The organism is Actinocorallia herbida, assembly GCF_003751225.1.
Taxonomy (GTDB): domain Bacteria; phylum Actinomycetota; class Actinomycetes; order Streptosporangiales; family Streptosporangiaceae; genus Actinocorallia; species Actinocorallia herbida.
This window is the reverse complement of sequence record NZ_RJKE01000001.1, coordinates 6,295,735-6,322,002: the sequence shown is the minus strand read 5'-3', so window position 1 is coordinate 6,322,002 and position 26,268 is coordinate 6,295,735. Positions and strand designations below refer to the sequence as shown.

The following is a 26,268-nucleotide window of genomic DNA, read 5'->3' as shown; positions in this document are numbered from 1 at the left end:
GCAAGAAGTCGAGACTTCTCGGCATTCAGCGTCTCGTCACCCCTCCCTAGGGTCGGACCCATGATGAACGCAGCGAGGTTCACCCGGTACGGCCCGCCCGAGGTCATCCGGATCGAGCGGGTCCCCGTCCCGGAGCCCGGACCGGGAGAGGTGCTCGTCGAGGTCGCCGCGACCTCGTTCAATCCGACCGAGGCGGCGCTGCGCGCGGGGCTGCTGCGGGCGATGCTCCCGCTCGACCTGCCGTACACGCCGGGATGGGACGTCGCGGGGACCGTCGTGCGCGGCGCGGGCCGGTGGTCGGCGGGCGACCGGGTGCTGGCCCGGGTCGACGCGGGCGGAGGAGCGGCCGGTCACGCGGTCGCGAAGGCCGCGGAACTCGTCGCGGCCCCCGCCGCGCCGCCGCTCGCCCACGCGGCGGCGATCCCGGTCGCCGGCCTGACGGCATGGCAGGCCGTCGTCGAGCACGCCGCGGTGGGGGAGGGCGAGCACGTCCTCATCAACGGGGCGGGCGGCGGGATCGGCGGCTTCGCCGTCCAGCTGGCCAAGTCGCGCGGCGCGTTCGTGACGGCCACCGCGAGCCCGCGCAGCGCCGAGGCGGTCCTGGCCCAGGGAGCGGACCGCGTCGTGGACTACACCGCGCGGGCCCTGCCCGGCGGCTTCGACGTCCTGATCAACCTGGTCCCCGCGCCCCCCGAGGAGGCCGCCGCGCTCCCCTCCCTCCTCCGGCCGGGCGGCCGCGCGGTCTCCGCCGCGGCCCCGATCCCCGGCCACCCCCATTTCGCGGCCCGCAACGACCCGGCGGTCCTGGCCCGGCTCGTCTCCCTGATCGACGCGGGCGCCCTCACCGTCGACATCGCCGAGACCCTTCCGCTCACCGAACTCCCGGAGGTCCACGCCCGGAGCGAACGGGGCGCCGTGCGCGGCAAGATCCTCATCGTCCCCTGAGGGGCGCGCGCAGCCGGGAGCCCCGGCGGTGGGCGGCTCGGCACGGTCGGGTCGCCTTGACGGGCTCGGTGCCGCCCGCGTATCCGTCAGGAGACCTTGACGATTCGGGTTGCGCGAAGGCTCATCGTCAGGGATTCTTGACGACCATGACATTGAGCCTTCCGGATCTGCCCGGGCACGAAGGCCGTGCCGCCGCCCTGTTCGCCGAAGGGGCGAGCGCGCCCGCCGGATATCAGGCGGTCTGCTCGTGCGGGTGGACGGACCGGCGGCGGTACCCGGCGACGCCCGAGGGGGTGGAGGGCGCGGAGTACCAGTGGTGGAGCAGGCACGTGCCGCCGCTGCTCGCCGCGGCGCCGCCCAAGGAACTCGTGATCAAGTCGAACGTGCTCGGCGAGCAGATCATGAAGCTCGCGGGGGAGCGGCCCGTCGCCGCCGTCGCGCTGCTCGCCCGGATGGAGCGCTGGCAGCGCGTCCTGCTCGACCAGGCCGTCGACCGGGCGCGTGAGTCGGGCGCCTCCTGGTCCGAGGTCGGCGACGCCATGGGCATCTCCAAACAGGCCGCGCACGAGCGTTTCCGCCGTGGCTGACCAGGCCGGATGGGCAGGCCATTTGTCCTGATTGGACCTGGTGTCCGCGTGGGTTCCGGGAGGAGCGTGGTGACCATGGTGGATTTCGGAGCGGTCCTGGGGATCGCGCTCGTCGCGTTGGGAATGGTGCTGACGCCCGGCCCGAACATGGTGTACCTGGTGTCGCGGTCGGTCGCCCAGGGGCGGCGGGCCGGGCTCATCTCGCTGGCCGGCGTGGCCTGCGCGTTCGGGCTGTACGCGGTGGCGGTGACGGCAGGGCTCATGGCGGTCTTCGCGCTCGTGCCCGTGCTCTACGTCGCGCTCAAGCTGGCCGGGGCCGCCTACCTGGGCTGGCTGGCCTGGCAGGCGCTGCGCCCCGGCGGACGCTCGTTGTTCGCGCCGCGCGAGCTCGCGCCCGACCGGCCCCGGCGGCTGTTCACGATGGGGTTCGTCACCTCGCTCCTCAACCCGAAGATCGCGATCCTCTACGTGTCGCTGCTGCCCCAGTTCGTCGAGCCCGAGCGCGGCGACGTGGCGCTCCAGAGCCTTCTGCTCGCGCTGGTGCAGATCGTTGTGGCGGTTTTCTTCAACGGCCTGTTCGTCCTCATAGCCGGGTCGCTGTCCGCGTTCCTGTCCGCGCGCCCGTTCTGGCTGACGATCCAGCGCCGGGTGACGGGCTCCGTCCTGGCCGCCTTCGCCGTCCGGATGGCCACCGACCGCGCCCCCGCCCCCGTCTGACGGGAGTAGACCGGAGGCGAGAGGGAGAGAACGCAAGAAGGGGGGGCGAAAATGAAGATCGTGGTCATCGGGGGCAGCGGGCTGATCGGGCGGCAGGTCGTCGCGAGGCTCGCGGAGCAGGGGCACGAGGCGGTCGCCGCGTCGCCGTCGAGCGGCGTGAACGCGGTCACCGGGGAGGGCGTCGCCGCCGCGCTGCGCGGCGCCGACGTGGTGGTCGACGTGGCGAACTCGCCGTCGTTCGAGCCCGCGGACGTGCTGGCGTTCTTCACCGCGTCGACCGGGAACCTGCTCGCGGCCGAGGCGGAGGCGGGCGTCGGCCACCATGTGGCACTGTCGATCGTGGGGACGTCGCGGCTGCCGGACAACGGCTACTTCCGGGGCAAAAGGGCGCAGGAGAAGCTGATCGAGGCGTCCGGCATTCCGTACACGATCGTGCAGGCCACCCAGTTCTTCGAGTTCCTCGGCGGGATCGCCGACACCGCGGCCCAAGGCGGCGCCACGGTGCCCGTGCCGCCCGTCGCGTTCCAGCCGATGGCCGCCGCCGACGTCGCCGAGGCGGTCGCGCGCGCCGCGACGGCCCCGCCGCGCGACGGCTTCGTGGAGGTCGCCGGACCGGACAGGCTCCGCTTCGACGAGGTCGTCCGCGCCGCCCTCCGCGCGAAAGGCGACTCCCGCGAGGTGGTCGCCGACCCGGACGCGGAGTACTTCGGCTCGACGCTCGAAGCGGGCAGCCTCGTCCCGGACGGCCCCGCAGACCTGGGCCGCACCTCCTTCGCCGACTGGCTGAAGACCACCGGTAACGCCTAGGAGACCCTCCCGAAGAGGGCGAGAAGACTCGCCTCGACCTCCCCCGGGCGTCCGGGGAAGGTCAGGCGGGGTCCAGGTCGTGGAGCACGCCCGAGGCGACGGCGGTGAGCTTGTCGGGGTTGGCGAGATTGTGCAGCGCGGTGATGCGGCCGTCCGGGCCGACGTCGAGGCTGACGGTCGCCAGCACCCGGTCCGGCGCGCGGAACACCAGGGCGGGCGCGCCGTTCAGGGTCACGACCCCGACGCTCATCTCTTCGGGGGCGACGCCCTCGTAGGGGCGGCGGGCCACGCCCGCGAACCACGCGGCGACCCGCTCCGCGCCGAGGACGGGCTTGAGCGCCTGGCGGACCTTGCCGCCGCCGTCCGTCCACAGGGCGACGTCCGGGGACAGCAGGTCCATGAGGGCGTTGATGTCGCCGCCGCCCGCCGCCGCGAGGAACCGTTCCGTGACGTCCCGCTGGACCGCCCTGTCGGCGGTGAACCTCGGCCGCCGCGCGCGGACGTGCTCGCGCGCCCGGTGCGCCGCCTGCCGGACCGCGGCCTCCGACCGCGCGACGGCCTCGGCGATCTCCGCGTACTCGAAGGCGAAGACCTCCCTCAGCACGAACACCGCGCGCTCCAGCGGGCTCAGCGTCTCCAGCACGACGAGCAGCGCGACCGAGACGGTGTCGGCGTCCGGCGCCTCCTCGCGGGTCAGGACGGGTTCCGGGAGCCACGGGCCGACGTAGGACTCGCGCCGCACGTGCGCCGAGCGCAGCTTCTCCAGGGCCAGGTTCGCCGTGGTCCGCGCCAGGTACGCCTTTGGATCGGCGACCGCGGACCGGTCGGCCGCGGTCCACCGGAGCCAGGCGTCCTGGACGGCGTCCTCGGCGTCCGCCGCGGTGCCCAGCACCCGGTAGGCGACGGAGAACAGGAGTCCCCGGTGCTGCTCGAACACCTGCTGCCCGGTCGTCGGGCCGGTCATCGGACGCCCCGGGTGGCCCGGCCGCCGCGCGTCCAGAAGGCGCCGGAAGCGGGCATCCGGCGCATGCGCAGGAACGTCGGCCAGGGCGAGGCGATGACCGTCTCCTTGTAGCGGACCGCCGCGCGGCCCGTCAGGAAGGCCGAGCGCGGCGTGCCGTCGGGACGGGTGAACTGCACGACGGCGTCCGCGCGGCCCAGGCTCACCGGAATGTGGAAGTACCCGAACCGGAACGGTTCCGGCGCCCTGCCACCGAGGCTCCGGACGATGGAGAGAGCCGCGTGCACCCCGGTCGGCATACCGCTCTGGCAGGTTCCGTGCATCATGCCGTAATTCTGCCGGACCGCCGCGGCATCGCCCACCGCGTACACCTCGGGGTGGGACACCGAGCGGAGCGCCGCGTCGGTGACGATCCTGCCCCGCCCGTCGACGGCGAACCCGGCGGCTTCGGCGAGCGGTGCGACCCGGGTGCCGCCCGTCCAGACGACGGCGTCGGAGGGCACCTCCGTCCCGTCGGCGAGGACGACGGCGTCGGGGAGCACCTTCACCGCCTCGCCCGTGCGCACCTCGACGCCGAGGCGGGCGAGCGCGTCCTGGAGGTGCTTCCTGGCGCGCGGGTGCATCCCCGCGCCGGGCTCCTGCCTGCCGAGAAGGACGACGCCGAGCCGGGGGTGTCTCTCGGCGATCTCCGCCGCGGTCTCGATCCCGGTGAGGCCGGTGCCCGCGACGACGACCGTGCCTTCGGCCAGCGCGTCGAGCCGCGCCGCGAGCAGGGCCGCCTCGGCGGGCCCGTCGAGGGCGAACGCGTGGTCCGCGGCGCCGGGCACCTCGGTGGTGTCGGTGACGGAGCCGAGCGCGTAGACGAGGGTGTCGTAAGACAGCGCCGTCCCGGCCTCGGTGCGCACGAGCCGGGCCGCGGCGTCCACCGCCGTCACCCGGGCCCGGACGAACTCGGCCCCGGTGCCCGCGAGCGCGTCCGGGATGCGGTGCCCGGCGGGCGCCCATCCCGTCCCGGCCTGGTGCAGCCGCATCCGCTCGGTGAACACCTCGCTGCCGTTCACCACCGAGACCCGCACCCCGTCCCGCTTCCTCAGCCGGGCCGCGAGCTGCACCGCGGCCGCCATGCCCGCGTACCCGGCGCCCAGCACGACCACCCGGTGTCCGTTCCGCACGTCCATCTCCGCCTCCTCAGGCGCCGCCGACTCCGTGTCGCCGACACCCACCAGATGGACTCGGCCCCGCCGCTGTGACATGACGCCGAGGTGACCCGTGTCACAGGGGTGAGGCGGGGCGGCGAGCGCGGATTCGCGGGGATCGTCGCCGGTCCAATCGCCTGCTCGATGGGCGATTTCGCAAGATTTTCTTTACCGCCGGACCCTTGGCGTGGCGTGCATTGTTCGATTTATCGTGAAATGTGCCGTCCATAGTTATCTGTGCATTTTGTCCGCACGCCGGAGGGCACCGTCGCCGGTCCATCCGGCACGAGCCATCTCGATGGGGGACCTTGATGAATCCCAAGAACCTGCTGGTAGGAACCGCTCTCCTCGCCGGACTCGCCTTCGCGCCGGCCCACGCCGCCACGGCCGCCGCCGTCCAGGCGTCCGCGCAGAAGACCAGCGTGGTCACGGGCGTCGAAACCGTGGAGAAGGTCAAGCCCAAGAAGAACCGGCAATACAACAGGGGCTACCGAGACGGCTACCGCCAGGGCGTCAAGGACGCCCACCGCACCTGCAGCAAGAAGAGCTCCCAGCGCAGCTACTCCTCAGGGAAGAAGGACGCCTACACGAGGGGCTGGGTGAAGGGCTACAACGACGGCTTCTCCTGGTGGTGCCGCCACCACCACTGACAGACCGCTGCTCCGGACCGCGCCGGGTGCCCCGAAAACGGGCATCCGGCGCGAACGCGTCCGGCCGGGGCCATCGGTCTTACCCGTGCGCGCCAAGGCACTGCCCCTGGCTGCCAGTTCGGACGGGCACGCCGCCCGCGGACACCGGCCGTGGCCTGGCCCGTCGCCCTGGGGACGGGACGGGCGCCGGTCCCGCGGGGCTGGGCAGCGCACCGGAGGATCCGTGAGAATCCGGGGTAAGGGACGCGTTCGTCCCGGTCAGCCTCGTGATTCTCGGTACCGCCGCTCGTCCGTCGCGTGCCAGGGAGGAATATGTGCTTCTCCTCGACACCGCCGACGTCCGGCCGCAGGACCGGATCGAGGTCTACCAGGCGACCGTGCTCGGTCAGACCGGCAGCTGCGCCGTGGAGCACGAGCCCGGCCCCGACGGCCACATCGCCAAGCGGCTGGAGGGGTGGCGGTTCGGGCCCGTCGCCATGTACTTCAACTCCGGTACGGGCATGCGCTACTGGCAGACCTCGCGGCACCTGCGCATGGACTCCTGGAACACCATCTCGGTCCTGACCCAGGCCACCGGGCACGGCAGGTTCATCTGGAACGACTACCGGCAGACCATCACGGCGAAGGATCTGTTCGTCACCACCAAGTCCGCCGGCTACTGGGAGCGCAACTGGTCCGGCCCCGGCTCGACCATCGCCTTCATGATCGACGCCGAGCAGATCGCGCTTCCCGACAGCCTGATCCACACCGCCGTGCCGCGCATCGCCCGGAGCCCCGTGACCCCGGTCCTGCTGAACCACATCCACGCCCTGCGCCGCGACGCCGACCGGCTGGAGGGGGATCCGGGCGCGGAGAACATCGGCCAGGCGACGCTCTCCCTCGTGCGCGCCCTCATCGCCTCGGTCGCCACCGACGACCGCACGCGGCGCGCGGTCGGCGACGAGACCCTCCTGGTCCGCGTGCTGGCCTACGTCCGGGCGCATCTCACCGACCCCGACCTGACGCCCGCCCGGGTCGCGGCGGTCCACAACATCTCGCTCAGATCCCTCTACCGCCTGTGCGACGACAACGGACTCAGCCTCGAACAGTGGATCATCCGCCGCCGTCTCGAGGGGGCGCGCCGCGACCTGATCGCGCCCGAGCACGCCCATCGCACGGTCCAGGCCGTCGCCCGCTCCTGGGGGTTCGCCAGCCCGACCCATTTCGCCCGCAGGTTCCGCGGCGCCTTCGGCCTCACGCCGACCGAGGCGCGGCGGCAGGGAGACGACCGTGCTGCTCTTTGACACCGACGGCGTTCCCCCCGCAGACCGGGTCGACGCCTATCGCGAAGCCGTGGTGACCGAGACCGGCAGCTGCGCGATCGACCACGAGCCCGGCGCCGACGGCCACGTGCACAAACGCATCAAGTCCTGGCACTTCGCGCCCTTCGCCCTGTACCACACCTCGGGCAGCGGCTTCCGCTACTGGCAGACCGCACGCCACCTGCGCCAGGACTCCTGGAACACCGTCTCGATCGTCACCGTGCCCGCAGGCCGCGGCGGATTCATCTGGAACGACCACCAACAGGACATGGCCGCCCGCGACCTCGCCATCACCAACAAGTCCGCCGGCTACTGGGAGGTCAACTGGACCGGGACCGGCGCCACCCTCTGCCTGCTCGCCGACGCCGCCCACGTGGGCCTGCCCGACAGCATGATCCACACCGCCGCTCCGCACGTCGCCCACAGCCCCGTCACCCCGCTGCTGCTGGACCACATGCGGGCCCTGCGCCGCGGCGCCGACCAGATCACGGAGGGGCCCGTCGCGGACGACCTCGGCCAGGCGACGCTCTCCCTGGTCCGCGCGCTCATCGCCTCGGTGGGCGCACCGCCGGACACCCGCCGCGAGATCGCCGAGGAGACCCGCTTCGACCGCGTGCTGGCCTACGTCCGGGCGCATCTCACCGACCCCGACCTGACGCCCGCCCGGGTCGCGGCGGTCCACAACATCTCGCTCAGATCCCTCTACCGCCTCTGCGACGAACACGGTCTGGGGCTCGCACAGTGGATCATCCGCCGCCGTCTCGAAGGCGCCCGGCGCGACCTCGCCGCGCCCGAGCACGCCCATCGCACCATCGAGGCCGTCGCCCGCTCCTGGGGGTTCACCAGCCCCACCCACTTCAGCCGCAGGTTCCGCGAGGCCTTCGCGACCACCCCGCGCGCCTGGCGCGCCACCGCCACTTCGCCGACCGCCGGAGACTGACATGCTTCTGCTCGACACCGACGACCTCCCGCCCGACGAGCGGGTCGACGCCTACCAGGCCATGGCGACCGCCGAGACCGGAGCCTGCGGCGTCGCGCACGAGCTCGACGGCGACCGCGGATTCCGCAAGCGCCTCGCGTCCTGGCGGTTCGGGCCCGTCACCCTGTTCCGCACCGAGGGGTCGGGCATGCGGTACTGGCAGACCCCGAAGCACCTGCGCCGGGACTCCTGGAACACCGTCTCCATCCTCACCCAGCTCCACGGCGAAGGGGGCTTCGCCTGGGACGGACGGCAGCGGCGGCTCACCGCCGACGGCCTCGCCATCGCCAGCAAGGCCACCGGTCCGTGGGAATGGCGCTGGTCCGGGACCGGGCGGAGCCTCGGGCTCATGCTCGACGCCGACGTGCTGGGCCTGCCCGACCGGATGATCCGTACCGCGGTCGCCCTGACACCCCACAGCGACATCGCCCCGCTGCTGCTCTCCCACATGCACAGCCTGCACGCCGACGCCGACCGCCTCGCCGTCGAACCCGGCGCGGACGCGCTCGGCGACACCGTGCTCGCGCTCCTCCGCGCCCTCGTCGCCTCCGCCGCCGGCGGTCCCGCCCGGCACGACGTCGCGGAGGAGACCCGCTTCACCCGCATCCTCGCCTACGTTCGCGGCAACCTGACCGACGCGGATCTCACCGCCGACCGGATCGCCGCGGGCCACAACCTCACCGTCTCCGCCCTCCACGGGCTCTGCGAGGACAACGGCCTCGACCTCGAGCGGTGGATCACCCACCTGCGCCTCGAAGGCGCCCGGCGCGACCTGGCCGCGCCCGAGCACGCCCACCGGACCACCGACGCGATCGCCCGCCACTGGGGGTTCGGCGATCCGGCCCACTTCACCCGCGGATTCCGCGACGCCTTCGGGACCACCCCGAGCGCATGGCGCGCCGCCCCGACGCCCTCGGCCTGACGCGCCCGCCCACCACCGCGTGCCCCGTCACGTCCAGGTGGGAAGCATCGAGTCGACGTAGCGGGCGCCGAAGCCGCCGTGCGGGAGGATCTGGTCGATGCGCTCCAGGTCGTCCTCGGTGAGGAAGAGATCGGCCGCCGCGGTGTTCTCCGCGACGCGGCCGGGCTTGCGGCTTCCGGGGATCGGCACGATCTGCGGCCCGCGCGTGAGCAGCCACGCCAGCGCGAGCTGCGAGACGGTGGCCCCCTTGCCCTCGGCGAGCCCGGCCAGCGCCCGGGTCGCCTCGACGTTCTTCTCGAAGTTCCCCGGCTGCCACCGCGGATCGAACGACCGCATGTCGGAGGCGTCGTAGTCGGCCGCCGGTTTGGCCGCCCCGGTGAGGAACCCGCGCCCGAGCGGCGAATACGCCACGAACCCGATGCCGAGCTCCCGCAGCACCGGGAACACCCGCTCCGCGTCCCGCTCGAACAGCGAGTACTCGGTCTGCAAGGCCGACACCGCCAGCACTCCGTGCGCCTTCCGCACCGTCTCCGGCCCGGCCTCGCTGAGCCCGAAGTACTGCACCTTCCCCGCCTCGACCAGCTCCCCGACGGCCCCCGCGACCTCCTCGATCGGCACGTCCGGATCCACCCGGTGCTGGTAGAAGAGGTCGATCCGATCCACCCCGAGACGCCGAAGGCTGTGGTCGCAGACCTCGTGGATGTGCTCAGGCCGGCTGTCGGTCCCGAACTCCCGGGTGACGCCGAACTTCGTCGCCAGCACGATCTCGTCCCGGAACCCGGCGACCGCCTTCCCGACGACCTGCTCGTTCTCCCCCCACCCGTACATCTCCGCCGTGTCGAACAGGGTGACGCCGAGATCGTGGGCCCGCCGGATCGCCTCGGCGCCCCCCTCGGCGTCCCCGGCGCCGTAGAACGACGAGATCCCCATCGCCCCGTAACCGATCGCCGACACCACGAGCCCCTGTGTCCCCAGCTCCCTCATCTCCATGTCCCGATCATCCCCACCCCACCTGACGCCGAACACCGACGATCGGAGACCCGGCGTCAGCCGGTGGTGAGGACGGTCTTGGTGGCGTCGGTGGCCATGTGGTCGGTGAGGACTTCGGGGGCGTCGTCGAGGTCGGCCAGCCGGGTCGTCACGGTCTCGGGGCGGAGCGCTCCGGTGGTGACGAGTTCGAGCACCCGGGGGATGAGCGTGCGGGTGTGGGCCCGGCCGATGTGCAGGGTCACGTTCCGGATGAAGAGCAGGCTCGCGGGGATCCGGGCCGAGTGGCGCAGGGTCCCCACGCTGCTGCACACGCCGTCGGGCGCCGTCTTGGCCAGCGCGGTCCGCATGCCCCGCGGGGACCCGCTGATGTCCACCACCAGCGGCGCCAGGTCGCGGCGGCGGAGTTCGGCGGGGCGGATCGCCTCCAGACCCAGCCGGGCCGCCTCCTCGCGCACCTGGCCGCGGGCGTCGCAGAAGGTGACCCGGCGGGCTCCCATGGACCGGGCCGTCAACCCGGCGTAGAGGGCCGTGCTGACACTGAACGGGTACCGGGCGGGGAGCGCGCCGATGATCAGGACCTCGGCGTCGGGGTCGCGCTCCAGCAGCCGCGGCAGGTGCGGGGCCACGTGCCGGAAGCCGTCGCAGACGGTGTCGGCCAGGCTCGCCGCCGCGGCGGGCGGAACGCCCTCGGGAAGCGGAACGAGCATGGCGTCGGCGAACGGAACCCCGACCAGGTCGGCGTAGGCGCCGCCCCAGTGCCCGCCGGCCAGCCCGAAACCGTACATCGACGCGGGCGGCACGGCGCGGCAGCTCCCGGTGAGCCCGGTCCGGCAGGCGCCGCACTCCCCGCAGCTGATCTCGAAGGGGACCACCACCCGGTCGCCCACCCGCACGGTGCGCACCCGCGAGCCGACCGCCACCACCTCGGCCACGCACTCATGACCGAGCTGCAGCGGTCGTGGGAACGGAGTGCGGCCGAGCACCAGCGCCCGGTCCAGATCGCAGGTGGCCATGGCGATCGGATGGACGGTGGCGCCCAGCGGGCCCGGTGGCGGGGGCGCGAGCACCCGACGCCAGGCCAGCCGACCGTCCTGCCCCGCGACCAGCGCCCGCATCCGCTCCCGCCGGGGCCTGACCTGTTCCAGCGCCGCCACCGTGGCGGCCTCACGCAGTCTGGACGCCCGCTGCCCGGCGCTCCAGCCGAAGAGCGCCTGCGACGCGGCGGCCAGGTCGCGCGGATCGGTCGTGACCAGCTGCCGCACGGTGCCATAGGGCCGAAATCGTGAAAGTGGCATCCCGCCTCCTCGACCCTTTCACGGTAACCCCGGGCCTCCCGGAGCCCCCACCGCCCCGGCCGTGCACGGCGCCGCCCGGGAGGCGAGGGCGGGGAGGCCGCTCACGCCGACGAAGAGGAACGCGACGAGGAGGCGGCGGTGCCGCAGTGGAGCGGCAGCCGCAGAGGCCGGGTGGGCTCCGCTTCGGTCGCGGAGTTCGTCGGACGGCCGCACGGCCTCCGCCTGCGGGGTCGTGTCGATGACCGGGCCGGGCTCGTCGAGGGGAATGAGGGCGGGATGCTTGCGGGCCGCCTCGTCGGCGAGGGCGCTCGCGCCCCCGGTGTCGGCCGAGGTGACCGAGCCGGGCGACCCGCGGTTTCAGGGCGCGGTCGTGAAAGCGCGGAGGGAGGCGGTGAAGGCGGAGATGAAGGACTCGCGGGTGGGGGCGTCGAGGGCGTCGAGGGAGAGATAGGGGTTCAGATCCTCCAGTTCGACGAGGAGGAGGGCGCCGTCGGGGGTGCGGCAGGCGTCGACGCGCTGGATGCCGTGGGGGAGGGCGTTCCAGGTGATGAAGCGGTGGGCGAATTCCAGGTCGGCCTCCGTCGCCGGGTAGGGGATCAGGTCCCAGCGGCGGGAGGGGTCCGGGGCGTAGAGGGCGTATTGGAAGGCGTGGTCCACGAAGTAGAAGGAGATCTCGTGGACGAAGTCGATCTTGGGCTGGATGAGGACGTCGGTGAGGTCGAGGGTGGGGAGGCGGGCGGGTGGGACGAACTCCAGGCCGATGGAGTCGGCGCCCTGCTTGGGCTTCACGGCGTAAGACTCCGAGGCGGGCAGCCGGGCCAAGTCGGCCAGGCCGTCGACCGTGGGGATGACGGGGTGGCCCGCGGTGGTGAGGTCCAGGAGGTACTGCTTGCCCGCCATGTCGCCCTTGCCGGTGACCGGGTTGTAGACGCGGGCGCGGGTGGCCAGGGCGTGGGCCCGGAAGGAGTCGTAGGCGGTCTGGTAGTGGAGGACGGGGCCGCTGTTGCGGATGACGACGGCGTCGTGGTCGTCCATGAGGGCGCGCGCGTCCTGGGGGTGGCAGAGGGCGAGGGTGAAATGGGCGCGGAGCCGGGAGGTGAGGAGGATGTCCTCGTCGCAGTAGCGGCGACCGCGGGCCGGGTAGGCGAGGTCGGTGACGTACAGGATGCGGGGGCGCGCCGCCGACATGATCACTCCTTGGTCGTTCTCCGGGCGCCGAGGTTACCGTGGACTATGTCCCTGTCGGTCCTGGTCTGGCGGCGGAGCAAGGGGGGCGTCATGGCACACTCGTTGGCATGTTTGGCGTTACGGATATCACCACTTATGCCCTGGGCGCGTTTCTGATCGTGCTGCTGCCGGGTCCGAACTCGCTGTTCACGTTGAGCGTCGCGGCGCGGGACGGGGTGCGCGGGGGTTATCGGGCGGCGGCAGGGGTGTTCGTGGGGGACACGGTGCTCATGGTCGCGTCGGCGGCCGGGGTGGCGTCACTGCTCAAGGCCAACGCCGCGGTGTTCTCGGTGGTGAAGTACCTCGGCGGCGCGTATCTGGCGTGGCTGGCGTTCGGGATGCTGCGGGCGGCCTGGGGGATGTGGCGGGAGCGGCACGCGCCCGTCGTCGCCGAGGCGAAGCCGGTGGGGGTGCCGGAGCGCAGTCCGTTCCGCAAGGCGCTGGTGATCAGCTTGCTGAACCCGAAGGCGATCCTGTTCTTCATCTCGTTCTTCGTGCAGTTCGTGGACCCGGCCTATCCGGCGCCCGCGCTGTCGTTCCTGGTCCTCGCGGTGATCATGCAGGTTTTCAGCGGGGCCTATCTGAGCCTGCTGATCTTCGGTGGGACCCGGCTGGCCGAGGCGTTCCGGCGGCGGAAGCGGATCTCGGCGACGGCCACCAGCGCCGTCGGCGTCGGGTTCCTGGGATTCGCGGCGAAGCTGGCGACGTCCTCCGTGAGCTGATCGGGCGAAAAGCAGGGCAAAGCGAAGGGGTGCGGACCGGTGGGTCCGCACCCCTTCTGTTCCCTCATCCCCAGGGATCTGCTCCGGACGGTCAGCGCCGTCCGGCGATGGTGGTGGTGCCCTCCGGGACCGCGGTGACCGAGGTGTGCAGGTCGGTCCAGAAGTTGAGCTCCTCGTCCTCCTTGAGGTGCTCGATCCGGCCCCAGAACTCGCGGTCCTCGGCCTGCTGGGCGACCTCCGCGGTGATCGCGGGCATCAGCAGCGTGCCGGACTCGGCGTCGTCGAGGTCGTAGTGGGTCATCTCGGCGGGCAGCGCGACGGGCGGGGCGCCGGAGGTGCGGTGGTGGCGCCCGCGCTTGCGCACCTGGGGCTTGGGGGTGGCGGCGACGGCGGCGGGCACGCGGGCGGCGGCCACCTTGGCCATGCCGATCGCGAGGACCGCGAGGACCGCGATGCCGACGACGCCCGTGAGCGCGGCCTCCTTGATCGGGAGGTCGTGCGCGCCGGCGCCGTCCGGGAGCGACTGCCCGGTGAGGGCGGCGGACGCGGCGTCCGGCGCGGCGAGTTCGGTGACGGTCGGGGCGGGACCGGCGTGCTTGGGCGTGTAGCCCTGGCCGGTCACCGCGTCGACCGCGTTGGCCTTGGCCTCGGCGGCGGCGACGGTCTCGGCGAAGGTCATGCCGCCGATCTCGACCTTGGACGGGTAGCCGTAGCCGACGATGTCGGAGGAGTCGCGCTCGCGGACGGCGATGACGTCGTGCGTGTTGGCCTCGATCGTGATGATCTTGCCGTTCTTGACCTCCTTGACGAGGCCGACGTGCTGGATCGACTCGAGGTCCTTGGACCCGGACCAGTTGAAGAACACCAGGGCGCCCGGCTCGGGGGTGGTGCCCCAGGCGTCCTGCGCCTTGAACCACTGGGCGTGGTCGCGGGTGGCGGCGAACTGGCCGACCCACTCGGTGACCCCGGCCTTGTCGGCGGCCCAGGCGAGGAACATGTCGCACCACGGCGCGGTCTTGTAGTAGGCGTCGCCGTCGACCTTCTTGGTCCACCAGTCGCCGAACTTCGTGTACCCGCCCGCGCCTTCGCTGTAGCCCAGCTCGCTCTGAGCGAGGTCCAGGAGCTTCTGGCCTACCGCATCCACGTAGTACTCCTCGGCGTTGCCGCAACCTTCGGGGGTTGATCACGGGTCGATCTCGGAAGAATGTAGTGGCGGTAACGCGTGGGGGCAAGCGGAACGACGAGATACGTGTGCGTGGAAACAGCCAGTCGCGTGACGGTCACAGGTTCGTTTTCGTCCGGTCAAGCCGACAGTCCGGACAAAACGGGCCCGCGGTGTAACACGTGCGACACAGATGGCACACTGTGACGTCGGAGGTAATGAATCAGATGTCCGTAGAGCCTTACCGGCGGGTGCTGGCCCTGCCGGGGGTCCGCGCCCTCATGCTTGTCGGGATCTTCGCCCGCATCCCCGTGAACGCCGCAGGCCTCACCCTGACCATGTACGTGGTCCACGAGCTGAGGCTCGGGTGGTTCCAGGCGGGCCTCGTCGGCGCGGGCGCCACCCTGGGCATCGCGATCGGCGCGCCCGTCGCGGGGCGGTTCATCGACCGCTACGGACTGCGCCCCGTCATCGGGGTGACGACGGTCGTCCAGCTCGCCTTCTGGCTGTCGGCCTCGTTCCTCCCCTACGCGGCCCTGCTCGTCGGCGCCCTTCTGTCGGGTCTCTTCGCGATCCCCGTCATGGGCCTGATGCGCCAGTGCATCTCGGTGATGGTCCCGGGCGAGCAGCGCCGTCCCGCCTACTCGCTGGACTCCGTGCTCGCCGAGATCTCCTACATGATCGGCCCGGCCGTGGCCGTCGCCGCGAGCGCCTCCTTGGGCAGCCACTGGACGATGGCGGCCGTCGGCATCGGCCTGGTCGGCGCGGGCACGGCGATGTACCGCCTGAACCCGCCCACCCGCGATCCTTCGGCGGGCCCGGCGGCCGTCGCCGAGGTCCCGCCGCGCCGCCGCGAGTGGCTGGGCCCCGCGGTCTTCGCCCTGCTCGCCGCCTCGGCCGCGGGCACCTTCGTGGTCACCGCGACCGAGCTGTCGATGGTGGCGATCCTGGAGGACGCCGGCGCGACCTCCTGGTCCGGTCTGGTCATCGGCCTCTGGTGCGCCTGGTCGCTCATCGGCGGCCTGGTCTACGGCACCCTGAAGAAGGGCGCCTCCCCGTTCGTCGTCGTCGGCCTCATGGCGCTCACGACGGCCCCGGTCGGCTTCGTCGGCGACTGGCGGTTCCTGGCCCTCGCGCTGATCCCGGCGGGCCTGCTGTGCGCCCCGTCGATGGCCTCGGTCGTCGACGCGCTGAGCCACCGGGTCCCGGACGCCGGCCGGGGCGAGGCGATGGGCCTCCAGTCCACCGCGCTGACGCTGGGCCTGGCGGTCGGCGGCCCGCTCAGCGGCTGGGTCATCGACGAGGCGGGCGCGGGCTGGGGCTTCCTGCTCGCCGGCGCGGTCGGCCTGCTGCTCGCGGGCGTCGGCGCCCTGCTGTGGCGGGTCGTGCCCACGCGCGGCGCGCTCGCCGCCAAAGCCGCCTAGGCGGCACTCCGGACACGGAGGACGCCGCCCGGTCAGGGCCCGGCGGGGGCCGGGCCGTCACCTGACGGCGTCCTGGGGCCGGGGCTTCACGCCCCGGCCCTTTCCGTTCTCTCCGGCGCGCTAGGCGAGGCCCGCGCGGCGCAGCGCGTCGGCGAGCGCCCCGCCCGGCGCGGGCTCACGGCGTCCGCCGCCCCCGCCCTTGCCGCCCTGACCGCCGCCCTTGCCACCTTGGCCACCTTGGCCGCCGCGGCCGCCCTGACCGCCCTGGCCGCCGCCGCGGGGCCGTCCGCCACCGCGCTGGTCGCCCCGGCCTTCCCGGCCCTCCTGGCCGCCCTGACGGGGCCGCGGGGCGTCCTCGTCGAGCTTGAGGGTCAGGGAGATCCGCTTGCGCTGGAGGTCGACCTCCAGGACCTTGACGCGCACCACGTCGCCGGGCTTGACGACGTCGCGCGGGTCGCTCACGAACGTGTTCGAGAGCTGGCTCACGTGCGCGAGCCCGTCCTGGTGGACGCCGACGTCGATGAACGCGCCGAACGCCGCGACGTTGGTGACGACGCCCTCCAGCAGCATCCCCGGCTCGAGGTCGGTGAGCTTCTCCACGCCGTCCTTGAACGCCGCGGTCTTGAACGCCGGACGGGGGTCGCGCCCCGGCTTCTCCAGCTCCGCAAGGATGTCCGTGACGGTCGGGAGGCCGAACTTGTCGTCCACGTAGTCCTGCGGCCTGACCTGCTTCAGGGCCGAGCTGCCGATGAGGGACCTGAGGTCCGCGCCGGTGCCCTCCAGGATCCGCCGGACGACCGGGTACGCCTCGGGGTGGACGGCCGAGGAGTCCAGCGGGTCGTCGCCGCCGGGGATCCGGAGGAAGCCCGCGCACTGCTCGAACGCCTTGGGGCCGAGCCGCGCGACGTCCTTGAGCGCCTTGCGGGTGCGGAACGGGCCGTTGTCGTCGCGGTGGGCGACGATGCTGTCCGCGAGGCCGGGGCCGATGCCGGAGACCCGGGTGAGCAGCGGCACCGACGCGGTGTTGACGTCCACGCCGACCGCGTTCACACAGTCCTCGACGACCGCGTCGAGCGACCGCGACAGCTTGGTCTCCGACAGGTCGTGCTGGTACTGCCCGACGCCGATCGACTTCGGGTCGATCTTGACGAGCTCGGCCAGCGGGTCCTGGAGCCGGCGGGCGATCGAGACGGCCCCGCGCAGCGAGACGTCCATGCCCGGCAGTTCCTGGGAGGCGTAGGCCGACGCCGAGTACACCGAGGCGCCCGCCTCGGACACCATGATCTTGGTGATGCCCGGCACGAGCTTGGCGAGTTCGCCCGCGAGCTTGTCCGTCTCCCGGGACGCCGTGCCGTTACCGATGGCGACGAGCTCGACGTTGTGCTCCTTGACCAGCTTGGCCAGCACCGCGAGAGACGCGTCCCACTGGCGGCGCGGCTCGTGCGGGTAGATCGTTTCGGTGGTGACGGCCTTGCCCGTGGCGTCCACCACGGCGACCTTCACGCCGGTGCGCAGGCCGGGGTCGAGGCCCATGGTCGCGCGGGTGCCCGCGGGGGCGGCGAGCAGGAGGTCGCGGAGGTTCGCGGCGAACACCCGCACGCCCTCGTCCTCGGCGGCCTGCCACAGCCGGGTCCGCACGTCGATGCCGATGTGCACCTGGATGCGGGTCCGCCAGGCCCACCGGACGGCGTCCTGGAGCCACTTGTCGGCGGGGCGGCCCCGGTCGTTGACCTCGAACCGCCGCGCGATGCTCTGCTCGAAGGTGCTCGGCCCGCTCTCGACGGGCTCCTCCGGCTCCAGGACGAGATCGAGGATCTCCTCCTTCTCGCCCCGGAACAGGGCGAGGATCCGGTGCGAGGGGAGCTTGGTGAACGGCTCGTCGAAGGAGAAGTAGTCGGAGAACTTGGCTCCGGCCTCCTCCTTGCCCTCGCGCACGCGGGACAGGAGGCGGCCCCGGCCCCACATGCGCTCGCGCAGCTCGCCGATGAGGTCGCCGTCTTCGGCGAACTTCTCCACGAGGATCGCGCGGGCGCCCTCCAGGGCGGCGGCCGCGTCGGCGACGTTCTCGCCGAGGTAACCCTCGGCGAGCGCCTTCGGGTCCTGGGTCGGGTCTTCGAGAAGGGTCAGCGCGAGCGGCTCGAGGCCGTTCTCGCGGGCGATCTGGGCCTTGGTGCGGCGCTTGGGCTTGTAGGGGAGGTAGAGGTCCTCCAGGCGGGCCTTGGAGTCGGCCTGGAGGATCTGCGCCTCCAGGGCCTCGTCCAGCTTGCCCTGGCTCTTGATGGACTCGAGGACTGCGGCGCGGCGCTCCTCCAGTTCGCGCAGGTAGCGCAGCCGCTCCTCGAGGGTGCGCAGCTGCGTGTCGTCGAGGGCGCCGGTCACCTCCTTGCGATACCGGGCGATGAAGGGCACGGTCGATCCCCCGTCGAGCAGCTCGACGGTCACCTCGACCTGCCGCTCCCGAACTCCCAGCTCCTCAGCAATACGCCGGTGAATGCCCGGCACGCTCACGCTCATGCGCGTATTCTTCCGGCTCCGCGGCGTCGCCGTCACCCGGATCGCCGCCACCGGTCTCGACGGCGGTCTCGCCACCGGTCCGGACGGAGGTCTCGGCGGGGACCTCGGAGGCGACGTGCCTGCGCCGGGCGAAGGCACGGGACGGGGCCCAGTCGCGGGAGTCCCGGGAGTCCGCGCCGAAGCGCGGGCCGAGGATCGCGAGGGCGGCGAAGAAGACCAGGGCGAAGATCACTTGGCACCTCTCTGGAGTGGAGTTCGTCGGGCCACTTCCCATTAAGGGGGGCAATGGCTTGCCTGTTAAGAGCCAATCAGGCAAAGTGGCCTCTATGGGTGAAGTGCGGTACGTCGGCGGGGTCCAATTGGCCCGGCTCCTTGGTCCTCTTCCGTCGGAGCGGCCCGTGTACCGGGCCTTGGGCCGGGGCATCCGGACCCTCATCCAGGACGGACGGCTTCCGCTGGGCGTCAGACTGCCCGCGGAACGCGATCTCGCGGGGGCGCTCGGCATGAGCCGCACCACGGTCACCTCCGCCTACGACGACCTGCGCGCCGACGGATTCGTCTCCAGCAGGCAGGGCGCCGGAAGCTGGACCGCCCTTCCCGCGGCCAACATGTACGCGGGCGCGGCCTTCACCGCCACCAAGCGCGACGAGCAGGGCACCATCGACCTCGGCTGCGCCTCCCATCCCGCGCCGTCGATCTTCGCGGGGGCGGTGGAGGCCGCCGTCCAGGAGCTGCCGCGCTACACGTGCGGCCCCGGCTACGAGCCGGTCGGCCTGATGCGGCTGCGCGAGGCGATCGCGCAGCGCTACGCCCAGCGCGGCCTGCCCACCCGGCCCGAGGAGATCGTCGTCACCAGCGGCGGGCAGCAGGCGTGGAACCTCCTCGTGCACGCCCTGGTGTCGCCGGGCGATCCGGTGATGGTCGAGCGGCCCACCTACCCGCACGCGCTCACCGCGCTGCGCAACCGCGGCGCCGTCCTGGCCACGGTCGGCGTCAGCGAAGGCTGGGACACCGAACTCCTCGCCGACGGCATGCGCCAGGCCGGAGTCCGCCTCGCCTACCTGATCCCGGACTTCCAGAACCCCACCGGCCACCTCATGGGCGCCGCCGACCGCGCCGCGGTGGTCGAGGCGAGCCGGGCGGCCAAGGGCCAGCTCGTCGTGGACGAGACCTTCGCGGAACTGTCGATCGACGCGGCCGAGCCGATGCCGCCCACGGCCTCCTTCGACGGAGGGGGCCGGGTGATCTCCATCGGGTCGGCCTCGAAGGTGTTCTGGGGCGGTCTGCGCATCGGCTGGATCCGCACCACGATCCCGATGGCCCAGCGCCTGGCCGTGCTGCGCGAGCCGATGGACATCGCCCCGCCCGTCCTGGAGCAGCTCATCACCGCCGAGCTGTTCTGCCGCATCGAGGAGGTGCGGGCCGAGCGGCGGATCCAGCTGCGCGAATCCCGCGACGCCCTCGTGGACGCCCTGCGCACCCGGCTCCCGGAATGGTGCTTCACCGTCCCTCAGGGCGGCATGTGCCTGTGGGCGCGGCTCCCCGTCCCCGTCGCGTCCTGCCTGAGCGAGACCGCCCTGCGGCACGGGGTCCGGGTCGTTCCCGGACCGCTGTTCGGGGCCGAAGGCGTCCTGGAGGACTACCTGCGGATCCCGTACGTGCTGCCCCCGGACCAGATGCGCGCGGCCGTCGACAGGCTGGCCGACGCCTACGCGGGCGCCGAGGTGGAGGTCACCGCGCCGGAGCAGGCGATGCCCGCCTGCGTGTGACCCGGGCGCGACCTCTGGGAAGGCGGCGGTACGGTGGGTCCGCCGCATCGAGAGGGGAGCACGGAGCATGGTCGGCTGGCTTGCGGGGGCGCTCATCGCGGTGACCCTGGCCGTCGCGGTGTGGTTCCTGCTCCTGTCCCGCGCGGACAAGATGATCCAGGCGGTCCACCTGCTGGTGATGGCCGTCCTGGAGGTCGGGCTGCTGGCCCAGGTCGTCGTGGCCGCGGTCCGCCTCACCGGAGGGCACGAGCCCGCCGAGCAGGCGACCTTCATCGGCTACCTCATCGGATCCCTCGTGGTGCTGCCCGTCGGCGCCTTCCTCGCGGTGGGGGAGCGCAGCAAATGGGGCACGGTCGCCGCCGCGGTCGCCTGCCTCACCGTCCCCGTCGTCATCCTGCGCATGCAGGAGCTGTGGAGCGTCACCGGTGTCTGACACGGCAGCGGCCCCCGCCGCATCGAAGTCGCGCGAGCTGGCCTCCGGGCCGGGCCGCGCCCTCGTCGCGGTGTACGCCGTCTTCACCCTCGCCGCGGGCGCGCGCTCGGGCGTCCAGCTCGCGCTGCGCTTCGACGACGCTCCTGTCGCCTACCTGCTGTCGGCGCTGGCCGCGGTGATCTACCTGCTGGCCACGGTCGCGCTGTGGAGCTCCAAGCGGTCGGTCGCGCTCGGCGCGATCGCGGTCGAGCTCGTCGGCGTGCTCGGCGTCGGGCTGTTCAGCTTCCTGGACCCCGACCTCTTCCCCGAGCCGACGGTCTGGTCGCACTTCGGCTCCGGATACGGCTACGTCCCGGTGCTGCTGCCGATCCTCGGGCTGCTCTGGTTGCGCAAGGCCGCCGCGCGCGTGTCGTGACGGCCCGTCACACGGGGTGATCCTAGGATCGGTGCGTCATGGCGCACTGGTTCTCGCAGGACATCCTCGACGCGGGCAAACTGCGCCTGTTCTGCTTCTTCGTCGCCTTCATCTGCGGCTTCCTGTTCATCCGGGTGAGCGTCCGGCTGATCCGCGCCGACGTCAGATGGTGGTTCGGCAACGTCGCGCCCGGCGGGCAGCACATCCACCACGTGGTCTTCGGGCTGGCGTTCATGTGCGTCGGCGGGGTGACCGGCCTCGCGATCGCCGACCCCGAGTCGGTGTGGGCCGCGGTGTCGGCCGCGGTCTTCGGTGTCGGGACCGCCCTGGTCCTCGACGAGTTCGCGCTGGTCTTCCACCTCCAGGACGTCTACTGGAGCGAGGAGGGCAGGCTCTCGGTGGAGGTCGTGTTCGTCGCGATCTCGCTGTGCGGGCTGCTCCTGATGGGCTTCAGCCCGCTCGGCATCGCCGACGGCAAGGGCGAGGAGGAGAGCATGTGGCTCTTCGCCGGATACCTCCTGGCGAACCTCTGCTTCTCCATCGTCTCGGTCCTCAAGGGCAAGACCTGGCTCGGCCTCATCGGCCTGTTCCTCGGCTTCATCGCCTTCTTCGGCGCGCTGCGCCTGGCCCGCCCCCACTCGCCCTGGGCCCACCGCTTCTACCCCAACGGCTCCCGCAAGATGATCCGCTCGGCCCGCCGCGAGCAGCGCTACATGCGCTTGGACGACTTCGGCCGCCGGCTCCAGAACCTCATCGCCGGCACGCCGGACGATGAGAACGAACACCTCGAATAGCCTCCGCCCCGGGCACCGATCCGGGGAAGGACGGCCGGACCCCGGCGAGGCCGGGGTCCCGCGGCGCCGCGCGGGGCGGCGCCGTCGTCAACGGACCCGAGGGGTCAGCCGCCCGCCTTGCGGCGGAAGGTGCGCTTGCCGCCCGCCTGGGCCTGGGTGCCGTGGATCTTCGATCCGCCGCGCCCACCGCCCGCGGCGCCGTGCTGGGCCCCGCGCTTGCGCTCCAGCGCCTCGCGGAACCTGCGCTTGGCGGCCTCTTCGGGAGTCTCCTCGACCGCCTCCTCGACGCCTTCGGCGGCGGCCTCGGCGGTGATCTGCTCGTCCTTCTCTGAATCAGCCATGACCCCAGCTTGCCACGCCCGCGGCCGCCCCGGTGACGGCCCCGGCGCCGCCCTCGTGGACGGACGCCGGAGCGCAGGTCAGATCACCCGAAAACGGGCGCGTCCACGACCCAGTACCAGTTGTTGTTCGCGTTGGAGAGCCGGAACTTGATCTTGGCGTTCTGCGCGCCCGCCGGGACCGTCGCGGTGAGGTTCACCAGCCGGGACTTGGCGTTCGCGCTGTACTGCAGGAGCTGCTGGTCGGCGCCACCGTCGAAGGAGACGAGCACGGTGGCGCGCTGGCCGCCCTCCTGGAGGTAGTGCGAGACGAACGAGATCGGCAGGGTGGTCTTCCCGGCGACGCTCACGTTAGGCGAGACCAGAGTGGTGGTGTAGGTCCCGGAGAAGGTCTTGTCGGCCCACTCGTCGGACTCGGCGACGGCGAACACCCCGCGCGCCCTGACGTTGTTCTCGCGGTCCTGGCCGGTCTGGGTGGCCGTCCAGAACTCGTCGTCGGTGAGGGTCCAGCCGCGCCACTCGGCCATGCCGCCGGTGCCCATCGCGCTGTTGTCGACGCTCCAGCCGCTCGGGAAGGTCTTGGTCCAGCCGAGGGTCGTGGCCGGGATGCCGGTCTCGTCCTGGCGGGCGGCGAGGAGCGGCCACTGGGCGTCGAACGGGTCGGTGGACGCGGTGGTGATGGGCTGTCCGTCGAGGTTGGCGGGGCGGGGGACGCCCAGCCAGTCGAGGGCGGTCGCCGCGACGTCGACGTTCTTCGGCTTCACCGAAGGCGACGAGACCGGGACGCCCGGCCCGTTGGCGATGACGAAGGAGGTGCGCTCCAGCTTGGAGTCGCCGCCGTGCCCGCCCGCGTCGGTGTGGCCGTGGTCGGCGGTGACCAGGAACAGCCACTCCTCCTGGGCGTAGGTCGGGCGGCTCTTCACCGCGTCGATGACGGCCCCGATCCGCGCGTCCGTGGACTGCATCGCCTGGGCGTAGGCGGTGCTGGCCCCTCCCGAGTCGTGCCCGGCGATGTCGACCTCGCCGAAGTACACGAACGACGCGTGCGGCCCGTTGTTCCTCAGGTAGGAGGCCGCGTCGGTCTGGATCTTGGTGTCCTCGGCGGGGTAGCCGTTGGCGTCCCCGTTGAGGACGTACTCGCGGTCCAGGCCCGAGCCGATGATGTTGTCGCCGATCGGCTTCCAGTCCACGCCCGCGTAGGTGCCGAACGCGCCGTTGTTCGACTCGACGAGGTTGAGGAAGCTCGGGGTGGTGCCGAGCGCGTTGAGCAGGAACGTGTTGTCGACGACCTTGTGCTTGTCGGGCCAGGTCCCGGTGAGGTTCGTGGACCAGCCGGGGCCGGAGAGCGTCTGGGCGAGGGGGCTGGAGTAGAGCCAGGTCGGCGAGGCGTAGCCGGTCGCGGCGAGCCCGTCGAGGGTCGGCAGGCTCAGCGACTGGACCTTGTCCCAGCGGGCCCCGTCGACGCCGAAGACGACGACGTGCCGGTTGCCGGGCGCGGCGGCGTGGGCGGGGGCGGCGAGCGAGGCGAGGGTCGCCGCGCCGAGGACGGCGGCCGAGGCCGCGGCGAGCAGGCGGTGCTTCATGGAGGTCCTTCGGTCGGGCTTGCGGATGGGGGGATCCGGAGGCGTTTCCCGGAGGGCCCGGCCCTGGCGGGACCGGGGGATCGAGGGCCGCTCAGGCGGCGATGCGGCGCCGGACCAGTGCGGACAGCTGGTCGACGGCGATGACGAGGACGAGCACGACGAGGATGTGGGTGGCCATCTCGTCGAAGCGGAACAGCTTGATCGACTGGTTGATGAGGAAGCCGATGCCGCCCGCCCCGATGAGGCCGAGCACGAGGGACGAGCGGACGTTCACGTCGAAGCGGTAGAGCAGCAGCCCGACGAACTGCGGCAGGACCGTCGGCAGGACGGCGTGCAGCACGGTCCGGAGGCGGGAGGCGCCGAGGACGCGCAGGGCCTCGCGCGGGCCCGGGTCGCTCTCCTCCATCGCCTCGGCCCACAGCTTGCCCATGACCCCGGTGTTGTGCGCGATGAGCGCGAGCACCCCGGCGAACGGCCCGAGCCCGACCGCGGTCACGAAGATCAGCGCGAAGACCACATCGGGCACCGCGCGAAGGAACGACAGCACCGACCGCGCCGCCTGGTAGGACGCCGCCCCGTAGCCGCTGCTCCGCGCGGCGAGCACCGCGAGGACCAGCGCGGACGGGATCGACAGGGTCGTGCCGAGCAGCCCGATGTACAGGGTGACCGCCGCGGCCTCCAGGCTCGGTCCGAGCACCTCCGCCCAGTCGAGGTCGAGCGGGAAGGCGTCGGAGATGAACGTGGCCATCCCGTGCCGACCCTGGATGAGGGCCGTCAAAGAGAAGTCGGTGCCCCGCCAGGCGAGGACGTGCACGCCGAGGAGGACGGCGGCGGCCGTCCACCACCAGGGGGAGGGGAGGCGGCGTGCGGGCGGTGCCGGAGTCGTCGTCATGGGAGTTCCTGGTCGGCGGGCCCGGTGGCCCGGTCGGGGGCGTAGAGGCGGTCGAGATCGAGGTCGCCGACGGTCGCGGCGGGGGCGTCGAGGTCCACCCGGCCGTCGAGGAGGCCGACGATCCGGTCGGCGTGCTTACGCGCCAGCGACGGCTGGTGCAGCACGGCGGCGACGGCGAGGCCGTCGCGGGCGAGTTCGGCGAGCAGCCCGACGACCTGGTCGGCCGCCTTCGGATCGAGCGCCGACACGGGCTCGTCGGCCAGCAGCAGCGCCGAGCGCCGGCACAGCGCCCGCGCGATCGCGACGCGCTGCTGCTGCCCGCCCGACAGCCGGTGGGCGGGTTCCGCGGCGCGGTCGGCGAGACCCACCCGGTCCAGGCAGGCCATCGCCTCCGCGCGGAGCGTCCGGGGGAACAGCGCGGGCGTGAGCGACCGGTGCAGGGGTAGGCTGCCGAGCGCTCCAGCGCAGACGTTGTCCAGCGCGCTGCGGCGGCCGACCAGGTGGATCTTCTGGAAGACCATCGCGGCCCCGCCGTCGCCGCCGACCAGGATCTCGCCCGCGCTGGGCGTCTCCAGGCCGACGACGCAGCGCAGCGCCGTCGACTTGCCCGAGCCGTTCGCGCCGAGGATCGCGAGGAACTCCCCGGCCGCGACGTCGAGGTCGATCCCGGCGAGGACGGTGCGGGCGCCGAACTCCTTGCGCAGCCCCCGGACGCGGAGCGTCATGCCTCAGACGTCCTTCTCGGTGAGGCCGAGCTTGTCGGCGAGGTCGAACAGCGGCCGGTAGGTCTCTTTGGTGACGGCGACGAGAGGGCCGGGCGGAGTCACGTCGAGGAACGCGCCGACCTGGGCGACGGCCTCGGGGGACAGGTCGAGCAGCGCGTCGGCGACCTTCTTCTTGAACGCGGGGTCGAGCGAGGAGGCGATGGTGATCGGGTCGTTCGGGATCGGGTCGGACGTCCAGACCTGCCGGAACTTCGTCTTGTCGAACTGGCCCTCGGCCTCGGCGGTCGCGAGCTGCTGGCTGTTGATCTCGGCCGCGTCGACCTTGCCGTTGGTGAGGGCGAGGAGCGCCTCGGGGTGGCCGCCCGCGTAGTTGATCTCGAGGTCGGACTCGGCGATCCCGGCCTGGGCGAGCGCGTAGCGGGGGAGGGCGTCGCCGGAGGTGGATCCCGCGCTGGACAGAGCCAGCGACTTGCCCTTGAGGTCGGCGATCGACTGGATCGGCGAGGCGGCGGGCACCCAGATGCCCCCGGTGTAGGTGGTGAGCGCGCCGGACGCGTCGGCGAAGGAGACCATCGGCTCCGCGCCCGCCTTGGTGCTGGCGAACACGAACCCGAGCGGGCCGAACTGGGCGATCTCCAGCCGGCCGTTGCGCATCGCGAGGACCTCCGCCGAGTAGTCCTCGACGACCTGGAGCTCGACCGGGCAGCCGAGCTTCTCCTCCAGGGCCCCGGCGAGGACCTCGTAGGCGGGCTTGAGCTTGGCCGGGTCCTCGTAAGGCTCGACGCCGAAGCGGACCTTCCCGTTCGGGCAGGCGCCTCCGTCGGCGTTGGTGGCGGTGTCCCCGCCGCCGCAGGCGGCGAGCAGAGGCAGGACGGCGAGGGCCGTCACGGCGGTGAGGCGAAGCAGGGACTTCATGGATT

27 protein-coding genes are annotated in these 26,268 nt (G+C 72.5%); 14 read left to right on the top strand and 13 right to left on the bottom strand.

Translation table 11 applies throughout. The features are described 5' to 3' along the window. Positions 1-60 precede the first annotated feature (60 nt). The 4 genes from EDD29_RS28830 (at position 61) to EDD29_RS28815 (ending at position 3,056) form a co-directional block, all read left to right on the top strand. Positions 61-945, top strand: a complete 885-nt coding sequence (locus EDD29_RS28830; RefSeq protein WP_211359973.1) for an NADP-dependent oxidoreductase — start codon at positions 61-63, stop codon at positions 943-945. Positions 946-1,091: 146 nt separating this feature from the next. Further along, positions 1,092-1,532 carry a hypothetical protein gene (locus tag EDD29_RS47190; RefSeq protein WP_170201629.1) on the top strand — a complete coding sequence of 147 codons (441 nt, stop codon included), beginning with the start codon at positions 1,092-1,094 and terminating at the stop codon, positions 1,530-1,532. A gap of 75 nt (positions 1,533-1,607) precedes the next feature. Further along, entirely contained in the window at positions 1,608-2,249 is a 642-nt protein-coding gene (locus EDD29_RS28820; RefSeq protein ID WP_123667459.1) for a LysE family translocator, read from the top strand. A 51-nt stretch (positions 2,250-2,300) separates the two neighbouring features. Then, the gene (locus EDD29_RS28815; protein WP_123667458.1) at positions 2,301-3,056 is read left to right on the top strand and encodes an SDR family oxidoreductase; all 756 of its coding nucleotides are present in this window, start codon (positions 2,301-2,303) and stop codon (positions 3,054-3,056) included. 61 nt (positions 3,057-3,117) lie between these two features. On the opposite strand, the gene EDD29_RS28810 is transcribed toward EDD29_RS28815, so the two are convergent. Continuing rightward, a complete protein-coding gene (locus tag EDD29_RS28810) occupies positions 3,118-4,020 on the bottom strand; it encodes an RNA polymerase sigma-70 factor (RefSeq protein ID WP_123667457.1) in 903 nt (300 codons plus the stop codon). Further along, entirely contained in the window at positions 4,017-5,195 is a 1,179-nt protein-coding gene (locus EDD29_RS28805) for an NAD(P)/FAD-dependent oxidoreductase (RefSeq protein ID WP_123667456.1), read from the bottom strand. Before EDD29_RS28805 ends, EDD29_RS28810 begins: the two co-directional genes overlap by 4 nt. Before the next feature lie 329 nt (positions 5,196-5,524). Between EDD29_RS28805 and EDD29_RS28800 the strand changes: the two genes are divergently transcribed. From EDD29_RS28800 to EDD29_RS28785, 4 genes are all read left to right on the top strand, one after another. Then, positions 5,525-5,863 carry a hypothetical protein gene (locus EDD29_RS28800; protein WP_123667455.1) on the top strand — a complete coding sequence of 113 codons (339 nt, stop codon included), beginning with the start codon at positions 5,525-5,527 and terminating at the stop codon, positions 5,861-5,863. Positions 5,864-6,177: 314 nt separating this feature from the next. Beyond that, on the top strand, positions 6,178-7,146 hold the full coding sequence (locus tag EDD29_RS28795; RefSeq protein WP_123667454.1) for a helix-turn-helix domain-containing protein: 969 nt from the start codon (positions 6,178-6,180) through the stop codon (positions 7,144-7,146). Beyond that, on the top strand, positions 7,133-8,104 hold the full coding sequence (locus EDD29_RS28790) for a helix-turn-helix domain-containing protein (protein ID WP_123667453.1): 972 nt from the start codon (positions 7,133-7,135) through the stop codon (positions 8,102-8,104). The genes EDD29_RS28795 and EDD29_RS28790 overlap by 14 nt, the downstream gene beginning before the upstream one ends. Position 8,105: 1 nt before the next feature. Beyond that, positions 8,106-9,065, top strand: a complete 960-nt coding sequence (locus EDD29_RS28785) for a helix-turn-helix domain-containing protein (protein WP_123667452.1) — start codon at positions 8,106-8,108, stop codon at positions 9,063-9,065. Between the two features lie 27 nt (positions 9,066-9,092). On the opposite strand, the gene EDD29_RS28780 is transcribed toward EDD29_RS28785, so the two are convergent. The 3 genes from EDD29_RS28780 to EDD29_RS28770 form a co-directional block, all read right to left on the bottom strand. Beyond that, entirely contained in the window at positions 9,093-10,055 is a 963-nt protein-coding gene (locus EDD29_RS28780) for an aldo/keto reductase (protein WP_123667451.1), read from the bottom strand. A gap of 56 nt (positions 10,056-10,111) precedes the next feature. Continuing rightward, entirely contained in the window at positions 10,112-11,317 is a 1,206-nt protein-coding gene (locus tag EDD29_RS28775) for a zinc-dependent alcohol dehydrogenase (RefSeq protein ID WP_170201628.1), read from the bottom strand. 390 nt (positions 11,318-11,707) lie between these two features. After that, positions 11,708-12,538, bottom strand: a complete 831-nt coding sequence (locus EDD29_RS28770) for an ATP-grasp domain-containing protein (RefSeq protein WP_123667449.1) — start codon at positions 12,536-12,538, stop codon at positions 11,708-11,710. A gap of 107 nt (positions 12,539-12,645) precedes the next feature. Here EDD29_RS28770 and leuE point away from each other — a divergent pair, with 107 nt between their 5' ends. Next, a complete protein-coding gene (leuE, locus tag EDD29_RS28765; RefSeq protein WP_123667448.1) occupies positions 12,646-13,299 on the top strand; it encodes a leucine efflux protein LeuE in 654 nt (217 codons plus the stop codon). A 91-nt stretch (positions 13,300-13,390) separates the two neighbouring features. Here leuE and EDD29_RS28760 read toward each other — a convergent pair whose 3' ends face one another. Then, on the bottom strand, positions 13,391-14,443 hold the full coding sequence (locus tag EDD29_RS28760; RefSeq protein ID WP_123667447.1) for a CHAP domain-containing protein: 1,053 nt from the start codon (positions 14,441-14,443) through the stop codon (positions 13,391-13,393). A gap of 245 nt (positions 14,444-14,688) precedes the next feature. Between EDD29_RS28760 and EDD29_RS28755 the strand changes: the two genes are divergently transcribed. Continuing rightward, positions 14,689-15,885, top strand: coding sequence for an MFS transporter (locus EDD29_RS28755; protein ID WP_123667446.1), 1,197 nt, complete (start codon positions 14,689-14,691; stop codon positions 15,883-15,885). Positions 15,886-16,005: 120 nt separating this feature from the next. Here EDD29_RS28755 and EDD29_RS28750 read toward each other — a convergent pair whose 3' ends face one another. Both EDD29_RS28750 and EDD29_RS28745 read right to left on the bottom strand, forming a co-directional pair. Continuing rightward, positions 16,006-18,399, bottom strand: coding sequence for a Tex family protein (locus tag EDD29_RS28750; RefSeq protein WP_123667445.1), 2,394 nt, complete (start codon positions 18,397-18,399; stop codon positions 16,006-16,008). Beyond that, positions 18,359-18,631 carry a hypothetical protein gene (locus tag EDD29_RS28745; RefSeq protein ID WP_123667444.1) on the bottom strand — a complete coding sequence of 91 codons (273 nt, stop codon included), beginning with the start codon at positions 18,629-18,631 and terminating at the stop codon, positions 18,359-18,361. Before EDD29_RS28745 ends, EDD29_RS28750 begins: the two co-directional genes overlap by 41 nt. A 94-nt stretch (positions 18,632-18,725) precedes the next feature. Here EDD29_RS28745 and yczR point away from each other — a divergent pair, with 94 nt between their 5' ends. From yczR to EDD29_RS28725, 4 genes are all read left to right on the top strand, one after another. Further along, a complete protein-coding gene (yczR, locus tag EDD29_RS28740; protein ID WP_211359971.1) occupies positions 18,726-20,168 on the top strand; it encodes a MocR-like transcription factor YczR in 1,443 nt (480 codons plus the stop codon). A gap of 67 nt (positions 20,169-20,235) precedes the next feature. Then, positions 20,236-20,601, top strand: coding sequence for a hypothetical protein (locus tag EDD29_RS28735; protein ID WP_123667442.1), 366 nt, complete (start codon positions 20,236-20,238; stop codon positions 20,599-20,601). Beyond that, positions 20,594-21,016 carry a hypothetical protein gene (locus EDD29_RS28730; RefSeq protein WP_123667441.1) on the top strand — a complete coding sequence of 141 codons (423 nt, stop codon included), beginning with the start codon at positions 20,594-20,596 and terminating at the stop codon, positions 21,014-21,016. The genes EDD29_RS28735 and EDD29_RS28730 overlap by 8 nt, the downstream gene beginning before the upstream one ends. A gap of 38 nt (positions 21,017-21,054) precedes the next feature. Then, complete coding sequence (locus EDD29_RS28725; protein ID WP_123667440.1) at positions 21,055-21,810, top strand: hypothetical protein; 756 nt, start codon at positions 21,055-21,057, stop codon at positions 21,808-21,810. 104 nt (positions 21,811-21,914) lie between these two features. Here EDD29_RS28725 and EDD29_RS28720 read toward each other — a convergent pair whose 3' ends face one another. The 5 genes from EDD29_RS28720 to EDD29_RS28700 all read right to left on the bottom strand — a co-directional run bounded on the left by EDD29_RS28720 (position 21,915) and on the right by EDD29_RS28700 (position 26,263). Further along, positions 21,915-22,151, bottom strand: coding sequence for a DUF5302 domain-containing protein (locus EDD29_RS28720; protein ID WP_170201627.1), 237 nt, complete (start codon positions 22,149-22,151; stop codon positions 21,915-21,917). An 83-nt stretch (positions 22,152-22,234) separates the two neighbouring features. Continuing rightward, positions 22,235-23,731, bottom strand: coding sequence for an alkaline phosphatase family protein (locus EDD29_RS28715; RefSeq protein WP_123667439.1), 1,497 nt, complete (start codon positions 23,729-23,731; stop codon positions 22,235-22,237). Positions 23,732-23,822: 91 nt separating this feature from the next. Beyond that, on the bottom strand, positions 23,823-24,623 hold the full coding sequence (gene phnE / locus EDD29_RS28710; RefSeq protein WP_123667438.1) for a phosphonate ABC transporter, permease protein PhnE: 801 nt from the start codon (positions 24,621-24,623) through the stop codon (positions 23,823-23,825). Then, a complete protein-coding gene (locus tag EDD29_RS28705; RefSeq protein ID WP_123667437.1) occupies positions 24,620-25,348 on the bottom strand; it encodes a phosphonate ABC transporter ATP-binding protein in 729 nt (242 codons plus the stop codon). Before EDD29_RS28705 ends, phnE begins: the two co-directional genes overlap by 4 nt. Before the next feature lie 3 nt (positions 25,349-25,351). Next, positions 25,352-26,263 carry a phosphate/phosphite/phosphonate ABC transporter substrate-binding protein gene (locus EDD29_RS28700; protein WP_123667436.1) on the bottom strand — a complete coding sequence of 304 codons (912 nt, stop codon included), beginning with the start codon at positions 26,261-26,263 and terminating at the stop codon, positions 25,352-25,354. Positions 26,264-26,268: the final 5 nt, after the last annotated feature.

Excerpts from the sequence above, each read along its gene's own strand:
- EDD29_RS28830 (WP_211359973.1), top strand. The coding sequence starts at position 61 with ATGATGAACGCAGCGAGGTTCACCCGGTACGGCCCGCCCGAGGTCATC.
- EDD29_RS47190 (WP_170201629.1), top strand. The coding sequence starts at position 1,092 with ATGACATTGAGCCTTCCGGATCTGCCCGGGCACGAAGGCCGTGCCGCC.
- EDD29_RS28820 (WP_123667459.1), top strand. The coding sequence starts at position 1,608 with ATGGTGGATTTCGGAGCGGTCCTGGGGATCGCGCTCGTCGCGTTGGGA.
- EDD29_RS28815 (WP_123667458.1), top strand. The coding sequence starts at position 2,301 with ATGAAGATCGTGGTCATCGGGGGCAGCGGGCTGATCGGGCGGCAGGTC.
- EDD29_RS28810 (WP_123667457.1), bottom strand. The coding sequence starts at position 4,020 with ATGACCGGCCCGACGACCGGGCAGCAGGTGTTCGAGCAGCACCGGGGA.
- EDD29_RS28805 (WP_123667456.1), bottom strand. The coding sequence starts at position 5,195 with ATGGACGTGCGGAACGGACACCGGGTGGTCGTGCTGGGCGCCGGGTAC.
- EDD29_RS28800 (WP_123667455.1), top strand. The coding sequence starts at position 5,525 with ATGAATCCCAAGAACCTGCTGGTAGGAACCGCTCTCCTCGCCGGACTC.
- EDD29_RS28785 (WP_123667452.1), top strand. The coding sequence starts at position 8,106 with ATGCTTCTGCTCGACACCGACGACCTCCCGCCCGACGAGCGGGTCGAC.
- EDD29_RS28780 (WP_123667451.1), bottom strand. The coding sequence starts at position 10,055 with ATGGAGATGAGGGAGCTGGGGACACAGGGGCTCGTGGTGTCGGCGATC.
- EDD29_RS28770 (WP_123667449.1), bottom strand. The coding sequence starts at position 12,538 with ATGTCGGCGGCGCGCCCCCGCATCCTGTACGTCACCGACCTCGCCTAC.
- leuE (WP_123667448.1), top strand. The coding sequence starts at position 12,646 with ATGTTTGGCGTTACGGATATCACCACTTATGCCCTGGGCGCGTTTCTG.
- EDD29_RS28755 (WP_123667446.1), top strand. The coding sequence starts at position 14,689 with ATGTCCGTAGAGCCTTACCGGCGGGTGCTGGCCCTGCCGGGGGTCCGC.
- EDD29_RS28750 (WP_123667445.1), bottom strand. The coding sequence starts at position 18,399 with ATGAGCGTGAGCGTGCCGGGCATTCACCGGCGTATTGCTGAGGAGCTG.
- yczR (WP_211359971.1), top strand. The coding sequence starts at position 18,726 with ATGGGTGAAGTGCGGTACGTCGGCGGGGTCCAATTGGCCCGGCTCCTT.
- EDD29_RS28735 (WP_123667442.1), top strand. The coding sequence starts at position 20,236 with ATGGTCGGCTGGCTTGCGGGGGCGCTCATCGCGGTGACCCTGGCCGTC.
- EDD29_RS28725 (WP_123667440.1), top strand. The coding sequence starts at position 21,055 with ATGGCGCACTGGTTCTCGCAGGACATCCTCGACGCGGGCAAACTGCGC.
- EDD29_RS28720 (WP_170201627.1), bottom strand. The coding sequence starts at position 22,151 with ATGGCTGATTCAGAGAAGGACGAGCAGATCACCGCCGAGGCCGCCGCC.
- EDD29_RS28715 (WP_123667439.1), bottom strand. The coding sequence starts at position 23,731 with ATGAAGCACCGCCTGCTCGCCGCGGCCTCGGCCGCCGTCCTCGGCGCG.
- phnE (WP_123667438.1), bottom strand. The coding sequence starts at position 24,623 with ATGACGACGACTCCGGCACCGCCCGCACGCCGCCTCCCCTCCCCCTGG.
- EDD29_RS28705 (WP_123667437.1), bottom strand. The coding sequence starts at position 25,348 with ATGACGCTCCGCGTCCGGGGGCTGCGCAAGGAGTTCGGCGCCCGCACC.
- EDD29_RS28700 (WP_123667436.1), bottom strand. The coding sequence starts at position 26,263 with ATGAAGTCCCTGCTTCGCCTCACCGCCGTGACGGCCCTCGCCGTCCTG.